The 15,306-nt window shown below is 70.6% G+C and carries 14 protein-coding genes; 5 read left to right on the plus strand and 9 right to left on the minus strand.

Translation table 11 applies throughout. The features are described from left to right. Positions 1-52: 52 nt before the first annotated feature. The 5 genes from sucB to Pph01_RS01140 form a co-directional block, all read right to left on the minus strand. Positions 53-1,546 carry a 2-oxoglutarate dehydrogenase, E2 component, dihydrolipoamide succinyltransferase gene (gene sucB / locus Pph01_RS01120; RefSeq protein WP_204070986.1) on the minus strand — a complete coding sequence of 498 codons (1,494 nt, stop codon included), beginning with the start codon at positions 1,544-1,546 and terminating at the stop codon, positions 53-55. Between the two features lie 31 nt (positions 1,547-1,577). Beyond that, positions 1,578-2,957: a dihydrolipoyl dehydrogenase gene (gene lpdA, locus Pph01_RS01125; protein WP_204070987.1), complete on the minus strand. Its 1,380-nt coding sequence runs from the start codon at positions 2,955-2,957 to the stop codon at positions 1,578-1,580. A 78-nt stretch (positions 2,958-3,035) separates the two neighbouring features. Next, a complete protein-coding gene (locus Pph01_RS01130; RefSeq protein WP_204070988.1) occupies positions 3,036-4,523 on the minus strand; it encodes a leucyl aminopeptidase in 1,488 nt (495 codons plus the stop codon). 249 nt (positions 4,524-4,772) lie between these two features. Beyond that, a complete protein-coding gene (locus Pph01_RS01135) occupies positions 4,773-5,657 on the minus strand; it encodes an adenosylcobinamide-GDP ribazoletransferase (RefSeq protein WP_239116330.1) in 885 nt (294 codons plus the stop codon). A gap of 33 nt (positions 5,658-5,690) precedes the next feature. Then, positions 5,691-6,842, minus strand: a complete 1,152-nt coding sequence (locus Pph01_RS01140) for a bifunctional adenosylcobinamide kinase/adenosylcobinamide-phosphate guanylyltransferase (protein ID WP_204070989.1) — start codon at positions 6,840-6,842, stop codon at positions 5,691-5,693. A 157-nt stretch (positions 6,843-6,999) separates the two neighbouring features. Between Pph01_RS01140 and Pph01_RS01145 the strand changes: the two genes are divergently transcribed. Next, positions 7,000-7,206, plus strand: coding sequence for a hypothetical protein (locus Pph01_RS01145; protein WP_203950961.1), 207 nt, complete (start codon positions 7,000-7,002; stop codon positions 7,204-7,206). Between the two features lie 21 nt (positions 7,207-7,227). Here Pph01_RS01145 and Pph01_RS01150 read toward each other — a convergent pair whose 3' ends face one another. The 3 genes from Pph01_RS01150 to Pph01_RS01160 all read right to left on the minus strand — a co-directional run bounded on the left by Pph01_RS01150 (position 7,228) and on the right by Pph01_RS01160 (position 11,221). After that, positions 7,228-8,229 carry an aldo/keto reductase family protein gene (locus tag Pph01_RS01150; protein ID WP_204070990.1) on the minus strand — a complete coding sequence of 334 codons (1,002 nt, stop codon included), beginning with the start codon at positions 8,227-8,229 and terminating at the stop codon, positions 7,228-7,230. Positions 8,230-8,255: 26 nt separating this feature from the next. Beyond that, positions 8,256-10,265 (minus strand): multicopper oxidase family protein, encoded by a 2,010-nt coding sequence (locus Pph01_RS01155; protein ID WP_204070991.1) that lies wholly within the window; start codon positions 10,263-10,265, stop codon positions 8,256-8,258. Positions 10,266-10,627: 362 nt separating this feature from the next. Then, positions 10,628-11,221 (minus strand): DUF3043 domain-containing protein, encoded by a 594-nt coding sequence (locus tag Pph01_RS01160; RefSeq protein ID WP_204071277.1) that lies wholly within the window; start codon positions 11,219-11,221, stop codon positions 10,628-10,630. 166 nt (positions 11,222-11,387) lie between these two features. Here Pph01_RS01160 and Pph01_RS01165 point away from each other — a divergent pair, with 166 nt between their 5' ends. Genes Pph01_RS01165 through pspAB form a run of 4 tightly spaced genes read left to right on the plus strand, consistent with a single transcriptional unit; the run spans position 11,388 to position 13,901 of the window. Further along, on the plus strand, positions 11,388-12,185 hold the full coding sequence (locus Pph01_RS01165) for a PspA/IM30 family protein (RefSeq protein ID WP_204070992.1): 798 nt from the start codon (positions 11,388-11,390) through the stop codon (positions 12,183-12,185). Then, a complete protein-coding gene (pspAA, locus tag Pph01_RS01170) occupies positions 12,182-12,460 on the plus strand; it encodes a PspA-associated protein PspAA (protein ID WP_204070993.1) in 279 nt (92 codons plus the stop codon). The genes Pph01_RS01165 and pspAA overlap by 4 nt, the downstream gene beginning before the upstream one ends. After that, positions 12,460-13,353, plus strand: coding sequence for a zinc metalloprotease HtpX (htpX, locus tag Pph01_RS01175; protein WP_204070994.1), 894 nt, complete (start codon positions 12,460-12,462; stop codon positions 13,351-13,353). Before pspAA ends, htpX begins: the two co-directional genes overlap by 1 nt. Beyond that, positions 13,353-13,901, plus strand: coding sequence for a PspA-associated protein PspAB (pspAB, locus tag Pph01_RS01180; protein WP_204070995.1), 549 nt, complete (start codon positions 13,353-13,355; stop codon positions 13,899-13,901). Before htpX ends, pspAB begins: the two co-directional genes overlap by 1 nt. Positions 13,902-13,947: 46 nt before the next feature. Here pspAB and nadA read toward each other — a convergent pair whose 3' ends face one another. Beyond that, the gene (gene nadA, locus Pph01_RS01185) at positions 13,948-15,102 is read right to left on the minus strand and encodes a quinolinate synthase NadA (protein ID WP_373315609.1); all 1,155 of its coding nucleotides are present in this window, start codon (positions 15,100-15,102) and stop codon (positions 13,948-13,950) included. Positions 15,103-15,306: the final 204 nt, after the last annotated feature.

Genomic DNA, 15,306 nt, shown 5'->3' on the forward strand with positions numbered 1-15,306 from the left:
AGACGAGAACCGGACGAGGACCGGGCGAGGCCCTCGTCGGTTGAGGACCTTCTCAGGCGAGCCCGAGCTGGCCCTCGAAACGGCCCTCCTCGAGGCGGCGCTTGATCGTGGTGAGGAAGCGCGCGGCGTCGGCGCCGTCGACCAGGCGGTGGTCGTAGGTCAGCGCCAGGTACACCATCGAGCGGACCGCGATGACCTCGCCGTCGGGGGTGTCCACGACGACGGGGCGCTTCACGACCGAGCCGGTGCCGAGCATGCCGACCTGCGGCTTGTTCAGGATCGGCGTGTCGAACAGGGCGCCGCGGCTGCCGGTGTTGGTCAGCGTGAACGTCCCGCCGGTGAGCTCGTCCGGGCCGATCTTGTTGGTGCGGGTGCGCTCCGCAAGGTCGGCGATCTTGCGCGCCAGGCCGGCGATGTTCAGGTCGCCGGCGTTCTTGGCGACCGGGACGATGAGGCCGCGCTCGGTGTCGACCGCGATGCCGAGGTTCTCGACGTCGTGGTAGGTCACCTCGCTCGTCTCGTCGTTGATCACGGCGTTGAGCTTGGGGTGCACCTTCAGCGCCTCGACCGCGGCCAGGGCGAAGAACGGCATGAACGACAGCTTCACGCCCTCGCGGGCCTCGAACGCCGCCTTGGCGCGCGAGCGCAGCGTGGCGACCCGCGTCACGTCGACCTCGACGACCGTGGTGAGCTGCGCGGAGGTCTGCAGCGACTCCAGCATCCGGTCGGCGATGACCTTGCGCAGGCGCGTCATCTTCTGGGTGGTGCCCCGCAGGGTGGTGTCCACCTTGACCGGCTCGGGAGCCGGGGCCGGGGTGACCGCCGCCTGGACGGGAGCCGGAGCCGCGGGCGCCTGCGGAGCGGGCGCGGGAGCCGCCGCGGCGGCCTGCTCGCGCTGCACGCGGGCCGCCTCGATGACGTCCTGCTTGCGGATGCGGCCGCCGACACCGGTGCCGGTCAGCGCGTCCAGGTCCACACCGTGCTCGGCCGCGAGCTTGCGGACCAGCGGCGTGACGTACGGGCTCTCTCCCGTCGAGGGGAGCGGGGCCGGGGCCACGGCGGGCGTGGTGGCGATCGGCGTGACGGGAGCCGGGCTCGGCGCGGGCGCCGGAGCGGGCGGCGGCGTCACGACGGCCGGCGCGGGCTGCGGGATCGAGGAGATCGGCTGAGCCGGGGCCGGGGCCGGGGCGGGCGCCGGCGGCGCGGCCTGCACCGGCGCGGGGGCCGGCTCGGGCTCAGGGGCGGGCTCGGGCTCAGGCGCGGCGGCGGGAGCCTGCGGCGCGGCGGGTGCCGGAGCGGCGGCCGCGCCGTTGGAGTCGATCAGAGCGAGTTCGGCGCCGACCTCGACGGTCTCGTCCTCAGCAACAATGATCTTGGTGAGATAACCCGCCGAGGGCGAGGGGATCTCGGTGTCGACCTTGTCGGTCGACACCTCGAGAAGCGGCTCGTCCGCCTCGACGTGGTCGCCTTCGCTCTTCAGCCAGCGGGTGACGGTGCCCTCGGTAACGCTCTCACCGAGCTGGGGCATTGTTACGGAGACCGGCATGGTCCTTCTCTCTCGCGTTTCCTAGAGGGCTTCAGTTGTGTACGTGCAGCGGCTTGCCGGCCAAGGCCAGCATCGCCTCGCCGAGAGCCTCGGACTGGGTGGGGTGCGGGTGGATCAGCTGGGCGACGTCGGTGGGCGTGGCCTCCCAGTTGAAGATCAGCTGAGCCTCCGCGATGAGCTCGCCCACACGGCTGCCCACCATGTGCACACCCAGGACCCGGCCGTCGCGCTCGGAGACGACCTTGACCTCGCCCTGAGTCTGGAGGATCTTGCTCCTGCCGTTGCCCGCGAGGTTGTAGGTGAGCTCGACGACGTCGTGACCCCGCTCCCGGGCGACGGCCGTGCTGACGCCCACCGACGCAACCTCGGGCTCGGAGTAGGTGATGCGCGGCACGCCGTCGTAGTCGATCGGCACCGGGTTCAGGCCGGCGATGTGCTCGGCGACCAGGATGCCCTCGGCGAACCCGACGTGGGCCAGCTGCAGGGTGGGGATGAGGTCGCCCACCGCGTACACGCCCGGCACGTTGGTCTGGCAGTACTCGTTGACCGGCACGTAGCCGCGGTCGACCGCGACGCCCGCCTCCTCGTATCCGAGGCCGGCGGAGACCGGCCCGCGCCCGACGGCGACGAGCATGAGCTCGGCGTCGAGGGTCTTGCCGTTCTCCAGGGTGACGACCACGCCGGTGTCGGTGGTCTTGACGCTCTCGAACCGGACGCCCAGCTCGTACTTGATGCCGCGGCGGCGGAAGGCCCGCTCGAGCAGCTTGGAGTTGGACTCGTCCTCGAGCGGGAGCAGGTGGGGGAGCGCCTCGACGATCGTGACCTCGGCGCCGAAGGAGCGCCACACGCTGGCGAACTCCACGCCGATCACACCGCCGCCGAGCACGACGACCGAGGACGGCACGCGGTCGAGGACCAGCGCGTGCTCGCTGGAGATGACCTTGTCGCCGTCGATGTCGAGGCCGGGCAGCGACTTCGGCACGGAACCGGTCGCGAGCACGACGTTGCGACCCTCGAAGACCTGGTCGCCGACCGTGACGCGGTTGGGGCCGGACAGGCGGCCCTCACCCTCGACCACGGTGATCTTCTTGCTCTTGATGAGGCCGGCGAGACCCTTGTAGAGCCCGCTGACGACCTTGTCCTTGTAGGAGTGGACGCCGGGGACGTCGATGCCCTCGAGCTTGGTGCGGACGCCGAAGGCCTCGCCCTCGCGAGCCTGGTCGGCCAGCTCCGCCGCGTGCAGCAGGGCCTTGGTCGGGATACAGCCCCGGTGCAGACAGGTGCCGCCGACCTTGTCCTTCTCGATGAGGACGACGTTCAGGCCCAGCTCCGCCGCTCGCAGGGCGCAGGCGTAGCCGCCGCTACCGCCGCCCAGGATCACGATGTCGAAGGGGCCGCTGCCATCAGCCACTGGAATGCTCCTCGCTGGATTCACGCACCGCCGGATCGATCCGACAGCATCTTTTCATTTGTCTCTGAAGATCGGGGTTCAGTTGCCGGCGTAACGCTCGGCGATGCCGATCAGGGTGCGGGTGATGGCTCCGGTGCCGCCCTTGGGCGTGTACCCGTGCGGCTCGCCCTTGTTGAACGCGGGCCCCGCCATGTCGACATGTGCCCAACGGATGCCGTCCGGCACGAATTCCCGCAGGAAGATGCCCGCGGCGAGCATGCTGCCCCAGCGCTCGGGCTGGAGGTTGGCGATGTCGGCCACCGGGGAGTCGAGGCCCTTGCGCAGCTCCTCGGGGAGCGGCATGCCCCAGGCGCTCTCGCCCTGGCCGCCGGCGATCTCCACGACCTCCTCGCGCAGGGCGTCGTCGTTGGACATGACGCCGGCCGTACGCCATCCGAGCGCGACGATCTGCGCACCGGTGAGGGTGGCGACGTCCACGATCAGGTCCGGCGAGTCCTCCGCGGCGCGGGCGATGCCGTCGATCAGCACCAGGCGGCCCTCGGCGTCGGTGTCGAGGACCTCGACCGTCTTGCCGCTGTAGGTGTGGAGCACGTCGGAGGGGCGCTGGGCCGAACCGGACGGCATGTTCTCCGCGAGGCAGAGGTAGCCGACGGCGTTGACGGGCAGGCCGAGCCGGGAGACCGCGAGGAGGGCACCGAACACGGCGGCCGCGCCGCCCATGTCGGACTTCATCCAGTCCATCGAGGCGGCGGGCTTGAGCGAGAGGCCGCCCGAGTCGAACGTGATGCCCTTGCCGACGAAGGCGACGGTCTGGGTGGCCTCGGGGTGCGTGTAGCCGAGCCGTACGAGGCGGGGCGGCCTGATGGAGCCCTGGCCGACGCCGACGATGCCGCCGTAGCCGTTCTTCCTGAGCTCCTCGTCGTCGAGCACGTCGACGGTCAGGCCCGCCTCGGCCCCGACCTCCTGGGCGATCTCGGCGAACTTGCCGGGCCACAGGTCGGACGGGGGCGTGTTCACGAGGTCGCGGACCAGGCCGACGACGCCGGCCAGCGTGGTGGCGTGCCGCAGGGCCTCCTCGGCGCCGGCGGCGGTGGACGACACGGCGAGTTCGCCGACCGGGGCCTTCGCGTCGCCGTTGGTGCGGTACTTCGTGAAGGTGTACGCGCCCAGCAGGCCGCCGATCGCGACCGCCTCGGCCTGCTCGGCCGTGGCGGCGGGCAGGGCCAGGACGGCGGAGGCCGTGCCGGCGAGGGTCCTGGCGGCGGCTCCCGCGGCGCGGCGCAGGGTCTCCAGGTCATAGTCGCCGTCGGGGGCGGCACCCAGTCCCACGGCGATGACGACCGGTGCGGGCAACGCCCCGAACGTCGGGATCTTGGCGATCTCCTCGGCCTTGCCCGCGAACCCCACGGTGGTGAGGATTTCGGCGAGGCGGCCGTCGAAGGCCTGGTCGAGTCCGTCCGCACCAGGAGCCGTCCGGGGTCCTTCCGGAGTGGCGTGGAAGCCGACGATCAATGCATCGGTCTCGATGGAGACAGATTGAGAGGCGTTGAGGCGCACTGTGGTCACGTGAGCCGATGCTAGCCCTGCTTTCTCCCCCACGCATAAACGAGGGTTCGTCCTACGAATCCCCGCCCGCCCCCCACTCCCGCGTGATCATGCACAGGCTCGGCGAAATATGGCCTGACCGGCCCCGATCTCCCGCGTGATCATGCGGGTATTCGGTGATCACGTGTCTCGTCTGCGACGTCACGATTCGTGATCACGCAGGAATTCGCGAGGGCCGTCCGCGCCGGGAATCCGACCGCGAACCGGCCGTCAGAGCAGGACCCACACGAGCAGGGTGACGGTCGCGGAGGTCTCCACCAGTGCGCCGAGCACGTCGCCCGTGATGCCGCCCAGTCGCCGTACGGCACGCCGGCGCAGCAGGGCCGCGGCGCCGAGGCCCGCGGACGGCGCGAGCACCAGGGCGAGGCCGAGGGCGAGCGACGTGCTCGCGGGAGCGCCGATCGACTCGCACAGACCCGCCACCCATTGGTCCGGGGTGAACGGGCAGACGGACCGCGCCCCGGAGTTGATCGCGAGCGCGGCGAGGGCGAGGACGGCCGCCGTCGCCGCCGTCGCCGCGATCGCCTGACGTCGCCGTACGGCACCTGCGACGAGAGCCCCGAGGCCGTCGGGACGGGCGGGGGGAACGCCGTCGCGGCAGGCCCAGGTCGCGGCGAGCCTGCCGGCGGCGCAGGAGACCACGAGGGCGAGCGCTCCGGTGAAGGGCGGCGCGGCGGTCTGGATCTGCGCGAGCGAGCCGATCTGGACGAGAAGCGTGAAAATCAGCGTGACGACGCCGAACGGCCCGATGTCCGACTGCTTCATGATGTCGAGCGCCCGCTGTGACGGCGCGCGGCTGCCGAGCCCGTCGGCGAGGTCGGCCAGTCCGTCCAGGTGGAGTCCGCGGGTCAGCCAGGCCAGCGTCCCGACGGCGAGTGCCGCCGCGAGGAGCGCGGACCCCGACAGGCCGTCCGCGACGATGAGGACTCCCGCCGCGACGAGCCCCAGCATCATCCCGGCGAAGGGCGCCAGGGCCATGCCCCGGCCGGCGACCGCACGGTCGACCGTACCGGCGCGCACCGGGAAGACGGTCAGCATGCCGACCGCGAACCGCCATGCGGACAGGAGACCAGGCTGGCGCGGCGTTCCGGACACGACGGACGATCGTAGCGACCCGGACGGGCCGACTCAGAATGGCAGCGGAAGCACCCGTCCCGCGACGACCAGGGCCACGTCCTCGGACTCCTGCGCGAGCCGCTGGTTGAGCCGGCCGAGCGCGTCGCGGAACAGCCGTCCGCTCGCGGTGGCGGGGACGACCCCGAGCCCGACCTCGTCGCTCACCGCCACGACCCGGCCCGGGGCCCGCCGCCAGGCCGCCACGAGATCGTCGCACCGCCGCGCGACGCGGTCGGCCGCGGAGATCGCCGCGTCGCTCGCGGAAGCGGGCATGTCGTCTGCGGGAAGCGGCGCGCCGCCCGCGGAAGCCGAGTCGCCGCCTGCGGGAACGGGCGTGGCGTCCGCGGGGGCGGACTGGCCGGGCCATGCGCCGTACTCGTCGAAGACCGCCGCCAGCCAGGTGCCGAGCCCGTCGATCAGGAGCGTGCCCGGCGGATTCAGGAGCAGGGGGGCGAGATCGGTGGTCTCCACCGTCCGCCAGTGTGCGGGCCGCCGATCCCGGTGGGCCTGCACCCGGGCCAGCCAGGACGGGTCGTCGCCGACCGACGGTCCCGTCGCGACATAGGTGACGTCGGGATCGGCGGCCACCCGCAGCTCGGCCTCCGCCGACTTGCCGGAACGGGAGCCGCCGAGCAGGAGTGTGCGGCCACGCCGCGGGGAGGCCGCCTCGTACGGCAGGCCGCCGGCGGCCGTCTCGAGCGAGGTCCCGTCGGGCACGGCCTCGGCGTCCCAGAACGCGAGCCTCCTGCTCAGCTCGGCTTCTGAGGTGACTCGATGGTCGACCCCCACGGCGACCACCCGCGTGTGAGGGGTCACCAGCCCGCGGCGGCGCAGGTCGCCGAGGTGTTCGGGCCGGTCGAGGAGGTCGATGAGCACGAGGTCGAAGGGCTCCGTCGCGTACGGCTCCGAGCCGCCCCACCGGGAGGCGCCGGCGTGCAGGAGGCGACCTCCGTCAGGCGTGACGATCTCGTCCCCGTCGGGACCCCTCCTGAACCCGTATCCCTCCGGAAGCCCCGGCCCCGGGTGCGGGAGCCGTACGCGGCCGTCCAGCAGGATCGAGGCCGGTCCGCGGTGCCCGGGGGAGAGGCGTCCGCAGGACGCGCAGCCGCAGCCGGGGGCGGGCCAGCCCTCAAGCCCGGCCGTTCCCTCCAGGTAGACCTCCATGACACCTCCAGTTTCTTCACGGGCCGTATGGCCCGGCGTTCCCCGGCACGCGCCTCGGCCTCGCCGAGCCCCTGCCGATATGGGGCCGATATAGGGTCGGCTGGATCCCGCGAGGGGCAGACCCTCGTGGTGAGGACGGCGGAAGGGGCGTGCGGGAATGACATGGCGCTGGCGCTACGAGGACGCCAAGGGCGGCGAGCTGACGGACCGGCCGCTGCCGCGTGAGATCTTCTCCAGCCAGGCCGACGCCGAGTCGTGGCTGGGGGAGACCTGGCGCGACCTGCTCGAAACCGGTGTCGAGCAGGTCACGCTGATGGAGGACGAACGCGTCGAATACGCGGGGATGTCCCTGCGGCAGGCCTGATCGGGGTCGGGCCCGGCCCGCTTACGGGCGCCGGGCGGGGCTCACGGTCTTGGCGGGATCGCGTTCCACCACGGAGCCGAGCACTTCGTCGATCTTCTTCATGGTGTCCGCGTCGAGTATGACGCCCGACGCCTTGACGTTGTCCTTGACCTGCTCCGGACGGCTCGCGCCCACGATGGCGGACGAGACGTTGGGGTTCTGGAGCACCCAGGCCACGGCGAGCTGGGCCATCGTGAGGCCGTGGTCCGCGGCGATGGGCTGGAGGTCCTGGACCCGGGTGAGCACGTCGTCGTGGAGCAGGCGGCTGATGAAGTTGGCCCCGCCGGACTCGTCGGTCGCGCGCGATCCCGCGGGCGGCGGCTGGCCGGGCTGGTACTTGCCCGTGAGCACGCCCTGCGCGATCGGCGAGAAGACGACCTGGCCGATGCCCTCCTTCTCTGACAGGGGGACGACCTCGGCCTCGATGACCCGCCACAACATGGAGTACTGCGGCTGGTTGGAGACGATCCGGTCGAAGCCCATCTCGTCGGCGATCTTGAGTGCCCGGCCGATCTGCTCGGCCGTCCACTCGCTGACCCCGATGTACAGCACCTTGCCCTGCCGTACGAGGTCGTCGAAGGTCTTGAGGGTCTCCTCGAGCGGAGTTTCGGCGTCGTAGCGGTGCGCCTGGTAGAGGTCGACGTAGTCGGTCTGCAGACGCCGGAGCGACCCGTGGATCGACTCGGTGATGTGCTTGCGGGACAGGCCGCGGTCGTTGCGGCCGGGACCGGTCGGCCAGTAGACCTTGGTGAAGATCTCCAGCGACTCGCGGCGAAGGCCCTTCAGCGCCCGGCCGAGGACCTCCTCGGCCCTCGTCCCCGCGTAGACGTCGGCGGTGTCGAACGTGGTGATGCCCTCGTCGAGTGCCGCCTGCACGCACGCGCGCGCCGCGTCCTCCTCGACCTGGGAACCATGGGTGATCCAGTTGCCGTAGCTGATCTCGCTGACCATGAGACCGCTGCGGCCGAGATGGCGGTGTTCCATGATCCGACACACTAGAACAGATGCCGTCACATGTGCCCGTGGCTCCCGCGCATCGCCATCACCGCGTGCGGATAGACCACGAGCGGGCGCATCATGCCCTCGTCCTGGTGCTCCAGCAGGTGGCAGTGGTACGCGAAGCGCCCGGTGGCCCCCTCGAACCGGCCGGCGATGGTGACGACCTCGTTCACGCCCACCTGAATGACGTCCTTGAGCCCCTTCTCGCCTTCCTCGAGCACCCCGGCCTGCTTGTACGCGATGGGCTTGGTCGTGCCTCCCAGCGTCGCGTCGAATCCACTGATGTCGTAAATATCCCGAGAAAGGGCTTGGAAGCGCATCAGGTGGATGTGCATCGGGTGCGGGAAGTCGGTGGCGTTGATGAACGTCCAGAGCTCCCAGGCGCCCTCCATCGCGAAATAGTTGACGACGTCGTCCGGCCCGTTGGCGATGCGCCGGTAGGTGAGGACGTTGCCGTCGGCGGTCTTGAGCTGGACGATCCCGTCGGTCCCGAGATCGACGGAGTCGGGGCGCACCTTCTCCATCTCCCACATCTCGGAGTGCTTGCCCCCGCCGACCTTGGTGAGCACGACCCGGTGCGTCCGGTTCACCGGGAGGCTGTCGTGGGTGGTCCGCACGAAGGCGGGGGAGACGACACGCGGCAGGGTGAACGTGTCGCCGCCGCGTGCCCCCTCCTGCTCGCGGTGGCGCCCGGCGGCCGGCCGTCCGACGCGGAACTGCATGACCTGCGGGTACGGGATGCCCGCCGCGGGTTCGCCGGGCGTCGTTCCGGCGAGGGTGTTGACCAGGCGGAGGCGCTTGCCCTGGTGCGCGCTGAAGTCGATCAGCAGGTCGGCGCGCTCGCCCGAGGCGAGTGACAGGAACGGCTCGATCGGCACGGGAGCGTGCAACAGCCCGCCGTCGGTGCCGATCTGCTTGACCGCGCCGGTGACGGGTTTGCCGGTCGTCTCGTCTATCAGCGCGAGCCGGAACGTCCTCGAGTTGGACGCGTTGAGCACGCGGAAGCGGTACCAGCGGGGCTCGACGTCCAGGTAGGGCCAGATCACCCCGTTCACCAGCGTGAACGGCCCCTCGAACGGCCGCGTGATCGGCTGGATCTCGTTCCTGAACGTCACCTTGTGCAGGAGCCGGCCGGTGAGCAGGCCGTCGGAGTCGGTCTCGAAGTTCCGGTCGCACAGGACGAGGGGCAGCTCGTGGTCGCCCTTCGGCAGGTTGAGCGCGTCCTCCTCCTCGTCCCTGATCCAGTACATGCCGAACAGGCCGGCGAACAGGGTCCAGGTGGAGGTGTGCATCGCGTGGTCGTGGTACCACAGGGCCGCGGAGGGCTGCTTGTTCAGGTACTCCGAGTACTGCACCTCGCCCGCCAGGTGCCCGTTCTCCGACCAGCCGTCCTGGCCGCCCCCGGTGATCGCGCCGTGGAGGTGGACGACCAGCCAGGGCGGGATCCCCGCGACGTCGTCCCGGGGCACGGCGCCGCCGGCCCCGGGCAGCGTGTTCGGCAGCGTGGGCTTGCCGACCTCGGCGTACACCTGCACCGCCGTCACCGGGACGGTCTCGTTCTCGATCCGGTTGGCCCAGGCGACCCGCAGCCGCTGCTCGCGGCGCACCTCGATCGTCGGGCCGGGGAAGCTGCCCTCATAGGTCCACAGCCGGGTCGGCGGGAGCTGCGAGTGCAGGCGCCTGGCCACGGCGCGCATCTCGATCATCAGCTCCTCGCCCGCCGGCCTGATCAGGGCAGGGACGTAGAGGGGGTCGGCGAACGGCGTCAGCGTCGCCGTCACCGGCCGGTCCGCTCCCGCGAGGCTCGGGGCCTGCCCGCCTCCCGCGCCCGGCCTGGCCTCGCCCGCCACGGGCTCCGCGGTCGTCTCGGGAGCTCCCGAAGGCTCCGGCGACCCGGAGGGGACCGGCGTCCCGGGGACTCCGACGGCCTGCCCGGCGTTCGCGGCCGACGCGGGTGCCGTGACGCCCGCCACGGCGACGGCCGTCGCGAGCCCGAAGAACTTCCGCCTGCTGGTGTCCAATTGATTCCGCCCCTTGTCGAGATCGATTCGCCCCCCAGCGACCCGACGGCAAATCCCGGAGCGTAGCGGCGGAGACATCGAAGATCATCGTGAAACGCCAGGGCGGAGCGGAACTTGGCCGCACCTTGGCCCGGCCGGGGGTTCGGGACGACGGAACCCGGCCGGTCCGATGTGATTCGTGGGTGGACGCCGGTCTTGCGGTGAACAGAGGCGTCAGGGCGCATCTGGTCCGGTTCGCTCCGCATGCGACGAACGAACGACGACGGCGCCGGTGGCCGTGGAGGCCTCCGGCGCCGTCGTCGTGATCGAGCAGGCCGTGGCAGGTGAGCCGCGGCGGAAAGTGCGTGCTCCGCCGTACGGAATCAGACCTTGGGGGGAACGGGAGCGCCCCCGGGACGGACGGTGGGCTTCGGGTAGCGCAGCGGGCGCATCTGCAGCGCGCGCATCGCGGCATAGAAGCCGATGCCCTTGAGGTTCTCGCCGGGGAACTTCTCGGCAGCCGCCTTCTTGACCCGCAGCGCCATGAAGTACGACAGCGGCAGCAGAAGCACCATCACGGGCACCGAGTAGTTGTAGATGTAGAAGAAGAACGCCCTGATCTCCGTGGGGAACGGGATCACCGTGAGGATCAGCAGGGCGAGGATCGCCGGCAGGGCGTACGCCCAGGGGACCCGTCGCGAGTCGACCCAGTCCCGGGCGAACTTCCGCACCGGACCGCGGTCACGGGGCTGGAGGTACCGCTCCTCGCCGCGCAGTCGGCCCTCGCGCTCGCGCAGGCGTGCCGTCTTGTCGCGGTCGCGCTGGAGGCGGTAGGCCTCCTTGCGGTTGGAGGGAGCCGTCATGGGCATGCGGCGGCGCCCCTGTGACTCGCTCCGCTTGGGGGTGGGACGCCCCTTGCCCGGAGTCGCGTGGGGTTTAGGATCAGCTACAGGGACGGGGGAGTCGTCCGTAGGCATCTGGATACGGCGTCGGAACACGCCGCCCAGCCTACCGGGAGTGCAACTTAGTGACGCCCTCGCGCGTTATGCGTAGGGTGAACCCAGGCGGTTGAACCGCTTATCGGATGGCTGGAACGGCTGGGGTCACCCACGCACAACCTTGAGAAGGGGACGGCCGACGCGCATGAGCGTGATGAAGAGACTTTCCATGATCTTCAAGTCCAAGGCCAACAAGGCTTTGGACAAGATGGAAGATCCTCGGGAAACCCTTGACTATTCCTACCAGCGGCAGCTGGAGTTGCTCCAGAAGGTGCGCCGGGGCGTGGCGGACGTGGCCACCAGCCGCAAGCGGGTGGAGCTGCAGATCAACCAGCTTGAGGGTCAGGCCTCCAAGCTGGAGAACCAGGGCCGGCAGGCCCTGTCGGCCGGTCGCGAGGACCTGGCGCGCGAGGCGCTCAGCCGCCGCAACGGCGTGAACACGCAGATCGCCGATCTTCGCATCCAGTACGGCAACCTCCAGGGCGAGGAGGAGAAGCTCACCCTCGCCAGCCAGCGGCTGCAGACCAAGGTGGACTCCTTCCGCACGAAGAAGGAGACCATCAAGGCCACCTACACGGCCGCCGAGGCGCAGACGCGGATCAACGAGGCGTTCTCCGGCATCTCCGAGGAGATGGGCGACGTCGGCCTGGCGATCCAGCGCGCCGAGGACAAGACGGCCCAGATGCAGGCGCGCGCGGGCGCGATCGATGAGCTGCTCGCCAGCGGCGCCCTCGACGACTTCACCGGCCAGCGCGACGACATCCAGGCCGAGCTCGACCGTATGGGCGGCGGCTCGGACGTGGAGCTCGAGATCGCCAAGATGAAGGCCGAGCTGGGCCAGGGCCCGGCGCCGAAGAGCGCCATCGAGGCGGGCCAGCCCGGCCAGACCGGGCAGCCGGCGCAGCAGCCCACCCAGCAGTACCGCCAGGGGGAGGGACTGTGATCGTTCGCATCATGGGTGAGGGGCAGGTCGAGATCGGCGCGGCCGACATCGACGTCCTGAACACCCTGGACGTGGAGCTCGAGGCGGCCATCGAGTCCGATGACGAGGACGTCTTCCGCACCAAGCTGCACGCGCTGCTGGAGAAGGTCCGCCAGGTGGGCAAGGCCCTTCCCGACGACTCGCTCGAGCCGTCGGAGCTGATCCTTCCTCCCGCCGACGCTTCGATCGAGGAGGTGCGGGAGATGCTCGGGGACACCGGGCTCATCCCTGGCTGATGGCTCGCACCAGATTCGCGCCCGATCGCGGTCTGTCCGTGCGGATGACCGTGACGATGTTCCTGCTCGGCCTGCTCTACGTGATCTTCATGGCCGTCTTGATCTCGCTGGGTGTGCAGGCCGTCGCGGTCCTGGTGATCGCCGCGGGCCTCCTGCTCGTGCAGTACTTCTTCTCGGACAAGATCGCGTTGTTCGCGATGCACGGACGGGAGGTCTCCCCGCAGGAGGCGCCCGAGCTCCACGGCATCATCGACCGGCTCACGGCGATGGCCGACATGCCGAAGCCCCGGGTGGCGATCGCCGACTCGGACATGCCCAACGCCTTCGCCACCGGGCGGAACCAGAAGAACGCGGTCGTCTGCGTGACCACGGGGATCCTGCGCCGGCTGGACGCCAACGAGCTCGAGGGCGTCCTCGCCCACGAGATGTCCCACGTCGCCCACCGGGACGTCGCGGTGATGACGATCGCCTCGTTCCTCGGGATCGTCGCCGGGCTCATGACGCGGTTCGCGCTCCTCACCGGCCTCGGGGGTCGCCGGGACAGCAACAACGGGCCGCCCATCGGCCTGATCATCCTGCTCGTTTCCGGGCTCGTCTACGCCGTGAGCTTCCTGCTGACGCGGGCCCTGTCCCGGTACCGCGAGCTCGCCGCCGACCGGGCGGGGGCCTACCTCACGCAGCGGCCGTCGGCACTCGCGAGCGCCCTGGTGAAGGTCAGCGGGGAGATCGCCCGCATCCCCACGCGGGACCTGCGCGAGGCCCAGCCTTTCAACGCGTTCTACTTCACCCCCGCGCTGTCCGGCCAGAGCGTCGCCGCACTGTTCTCCACCCATCCGCCGCTGGAGCGACGGCTGGACCAGCTGGCGCAGATCTCCGCCGCTCTGGGCCGCTGATGGGCTGGCTCGACACGCTGCTCGGACGTTCCAAGCCCGCCCAGCCGGATCTCGACGCCCTGTTCGCGCTGCCGTCGGCGGCCGTGTCACTGCAGGCCGCCATGGGCTTCACGCCCACAGGCGCCGGCTCCGTGGCGTTCCGGGCCGCGGAGGGCGGCGCGTTCGCGCAGGTGGAGAAGGACGTCGAGGCCCTGCTGGGCAAGGTCGAGGTGTCCCAGGACTCCTACGGCTACACCTGGCTCCTGGTGCGCAACCCCGACGTGCCCGCCCTCGTCACCGACCTGCACGGCGTCAACTCGTCGCTGGAGGCCGCGGGCTTCGGGCCGTCGCTCCTGTGCTCGATCGTGACGTTCTCCGACCCGTCGGGCCGCACGCTCGCGATCGTGTACCTCTACAAGCAGGGCACGTTCTACCCCTTCGCCCCCACGCGGGGCACACAGCGCGACAACGCCCTGGAACTGCAGGTTCGCGGGGTCCTGGCAGGCGAGCTCAAGATCGAGTCCGACCTGTCCCGCTGGTTCCCCGTCTGGGGCGCCCCGGGCCTGTGAGCCGCCCCGCCGTACGGAGGTCCCGTACGGCGAGGCGTGCCGCTCGCTACGGAAGGGCGAGCATCCGGTCGAGCGCCACCTTCGCCCAATGTGTGGTGTCGGGATCGACGGTGATCTGGTTGACGACCTCACCGGCGGCCAGCGACTCGAGCGCCCAGACCAGGTGAGGCAGGTCGATCCGGTTCATGGTCGAGCAGTAGCACACGGTCCGGTCGAGGAAGGTGACCGTCTTGTCCGGGAACATCTGGCCGAGGCGCTTGACCAGGTTCAGCTCGGTGCCCACGGCCCACGCGGACCCGGCGGGGGCCTCCTGCAGGGTCCGGATGATGTACTCGGTCGAGCCCACGTAGTCGGCCTTCGTCACGACCTCGTGGCGGCATTCGGGATGCACGAGGACGTTGACGCCAGGAATGCGGCCGCGCACCTCGTCGACGCAGTCGGCCGTGAACCTGCCGTGGACCGAGCAGTGTCCCTTCCACAGGATCATCTTGGCGTTCTCGAGCTGTTCCCGGGTGAGCCCGCCGTTCGGCCGGTGCGGGTTGTAGACCACACAGTCGTCCAGGGACAGCCCCATCTCCAGCACCGCGGTGTTGCGCCCGAGATGCTGGTCGGGCAGGAACAGGACCTTCTCGCCCTGCTCGAAGGCCCATTCCAGCGCCCGCCTGGCGTTGGAGGAGGTGCACACGGCACCCCCGTGGCGCCCGCAGAAGGCCTTGATGTCCGCGCTGGAGTTCATGTAGGTGATCGGGACCACCCGCTCGGCGATCCCGGCGTCCTCCAGCGCGTCCCAGCAGTCCTCGACCTGGGTGAAGGTCGCCATGTCGGCCATCGAACAGCCGGCGGCCAGGTCGGGGAGGACGACCTTCTGGTCGTCTCCGGTCAGGATGTCGGCCGACTCGGCCATGAAGTGCACGCCGCAGAACACGATGTACTCGGCGCCGGGCCGCGCCGCGGCGTCACGGGCCAGTTTGAAGGAGTCTCCGGTCACGTCCGCGAACTGGATGACCTCGTCGCGCTGGTAGTGGTGCCCCAGCACGAACACGCGGTCGCCGAGCCGTTCCCTGGCCGCGCGGGCACGCTCGACCAGAGCCGGGTCGGAGGCGGGCGGGAGATCTCCCGGGCAGTCCACGCCACGCTCGCTGTGCGGGTCGGTGCCCTGGCCCAGGACGAACAGCGGAAGTCCGGTCTCAGCGATCGTCACGGACAACACCCCCTTCGGGGACTTATCGTCGAACTGACGACTAAGCATTGCACACGCGTCCGGCAGCCCCCGCCCGGGGTGGTGGAAAGGGGGCGGACGGGGGCCTCCGGGAACTCGGGGGCGCGGGCAGGAATGTGTATCGATCGGCGGGTGTTGGTAGCGTCTAAGTAGGACGTCGGAATCAATCGACCGCTCCGGGTGGGC

It is taken from the genome of Planotetraspora phitsanulokensis, from assembly GCF_016863295.1.
GTDB lineage: Bacteria > Actinomycetota > Actinomycetes > Streptosporangiales > Streptosporangiaceae > Planotetraspora > Planotetraspora phitsanulokensis.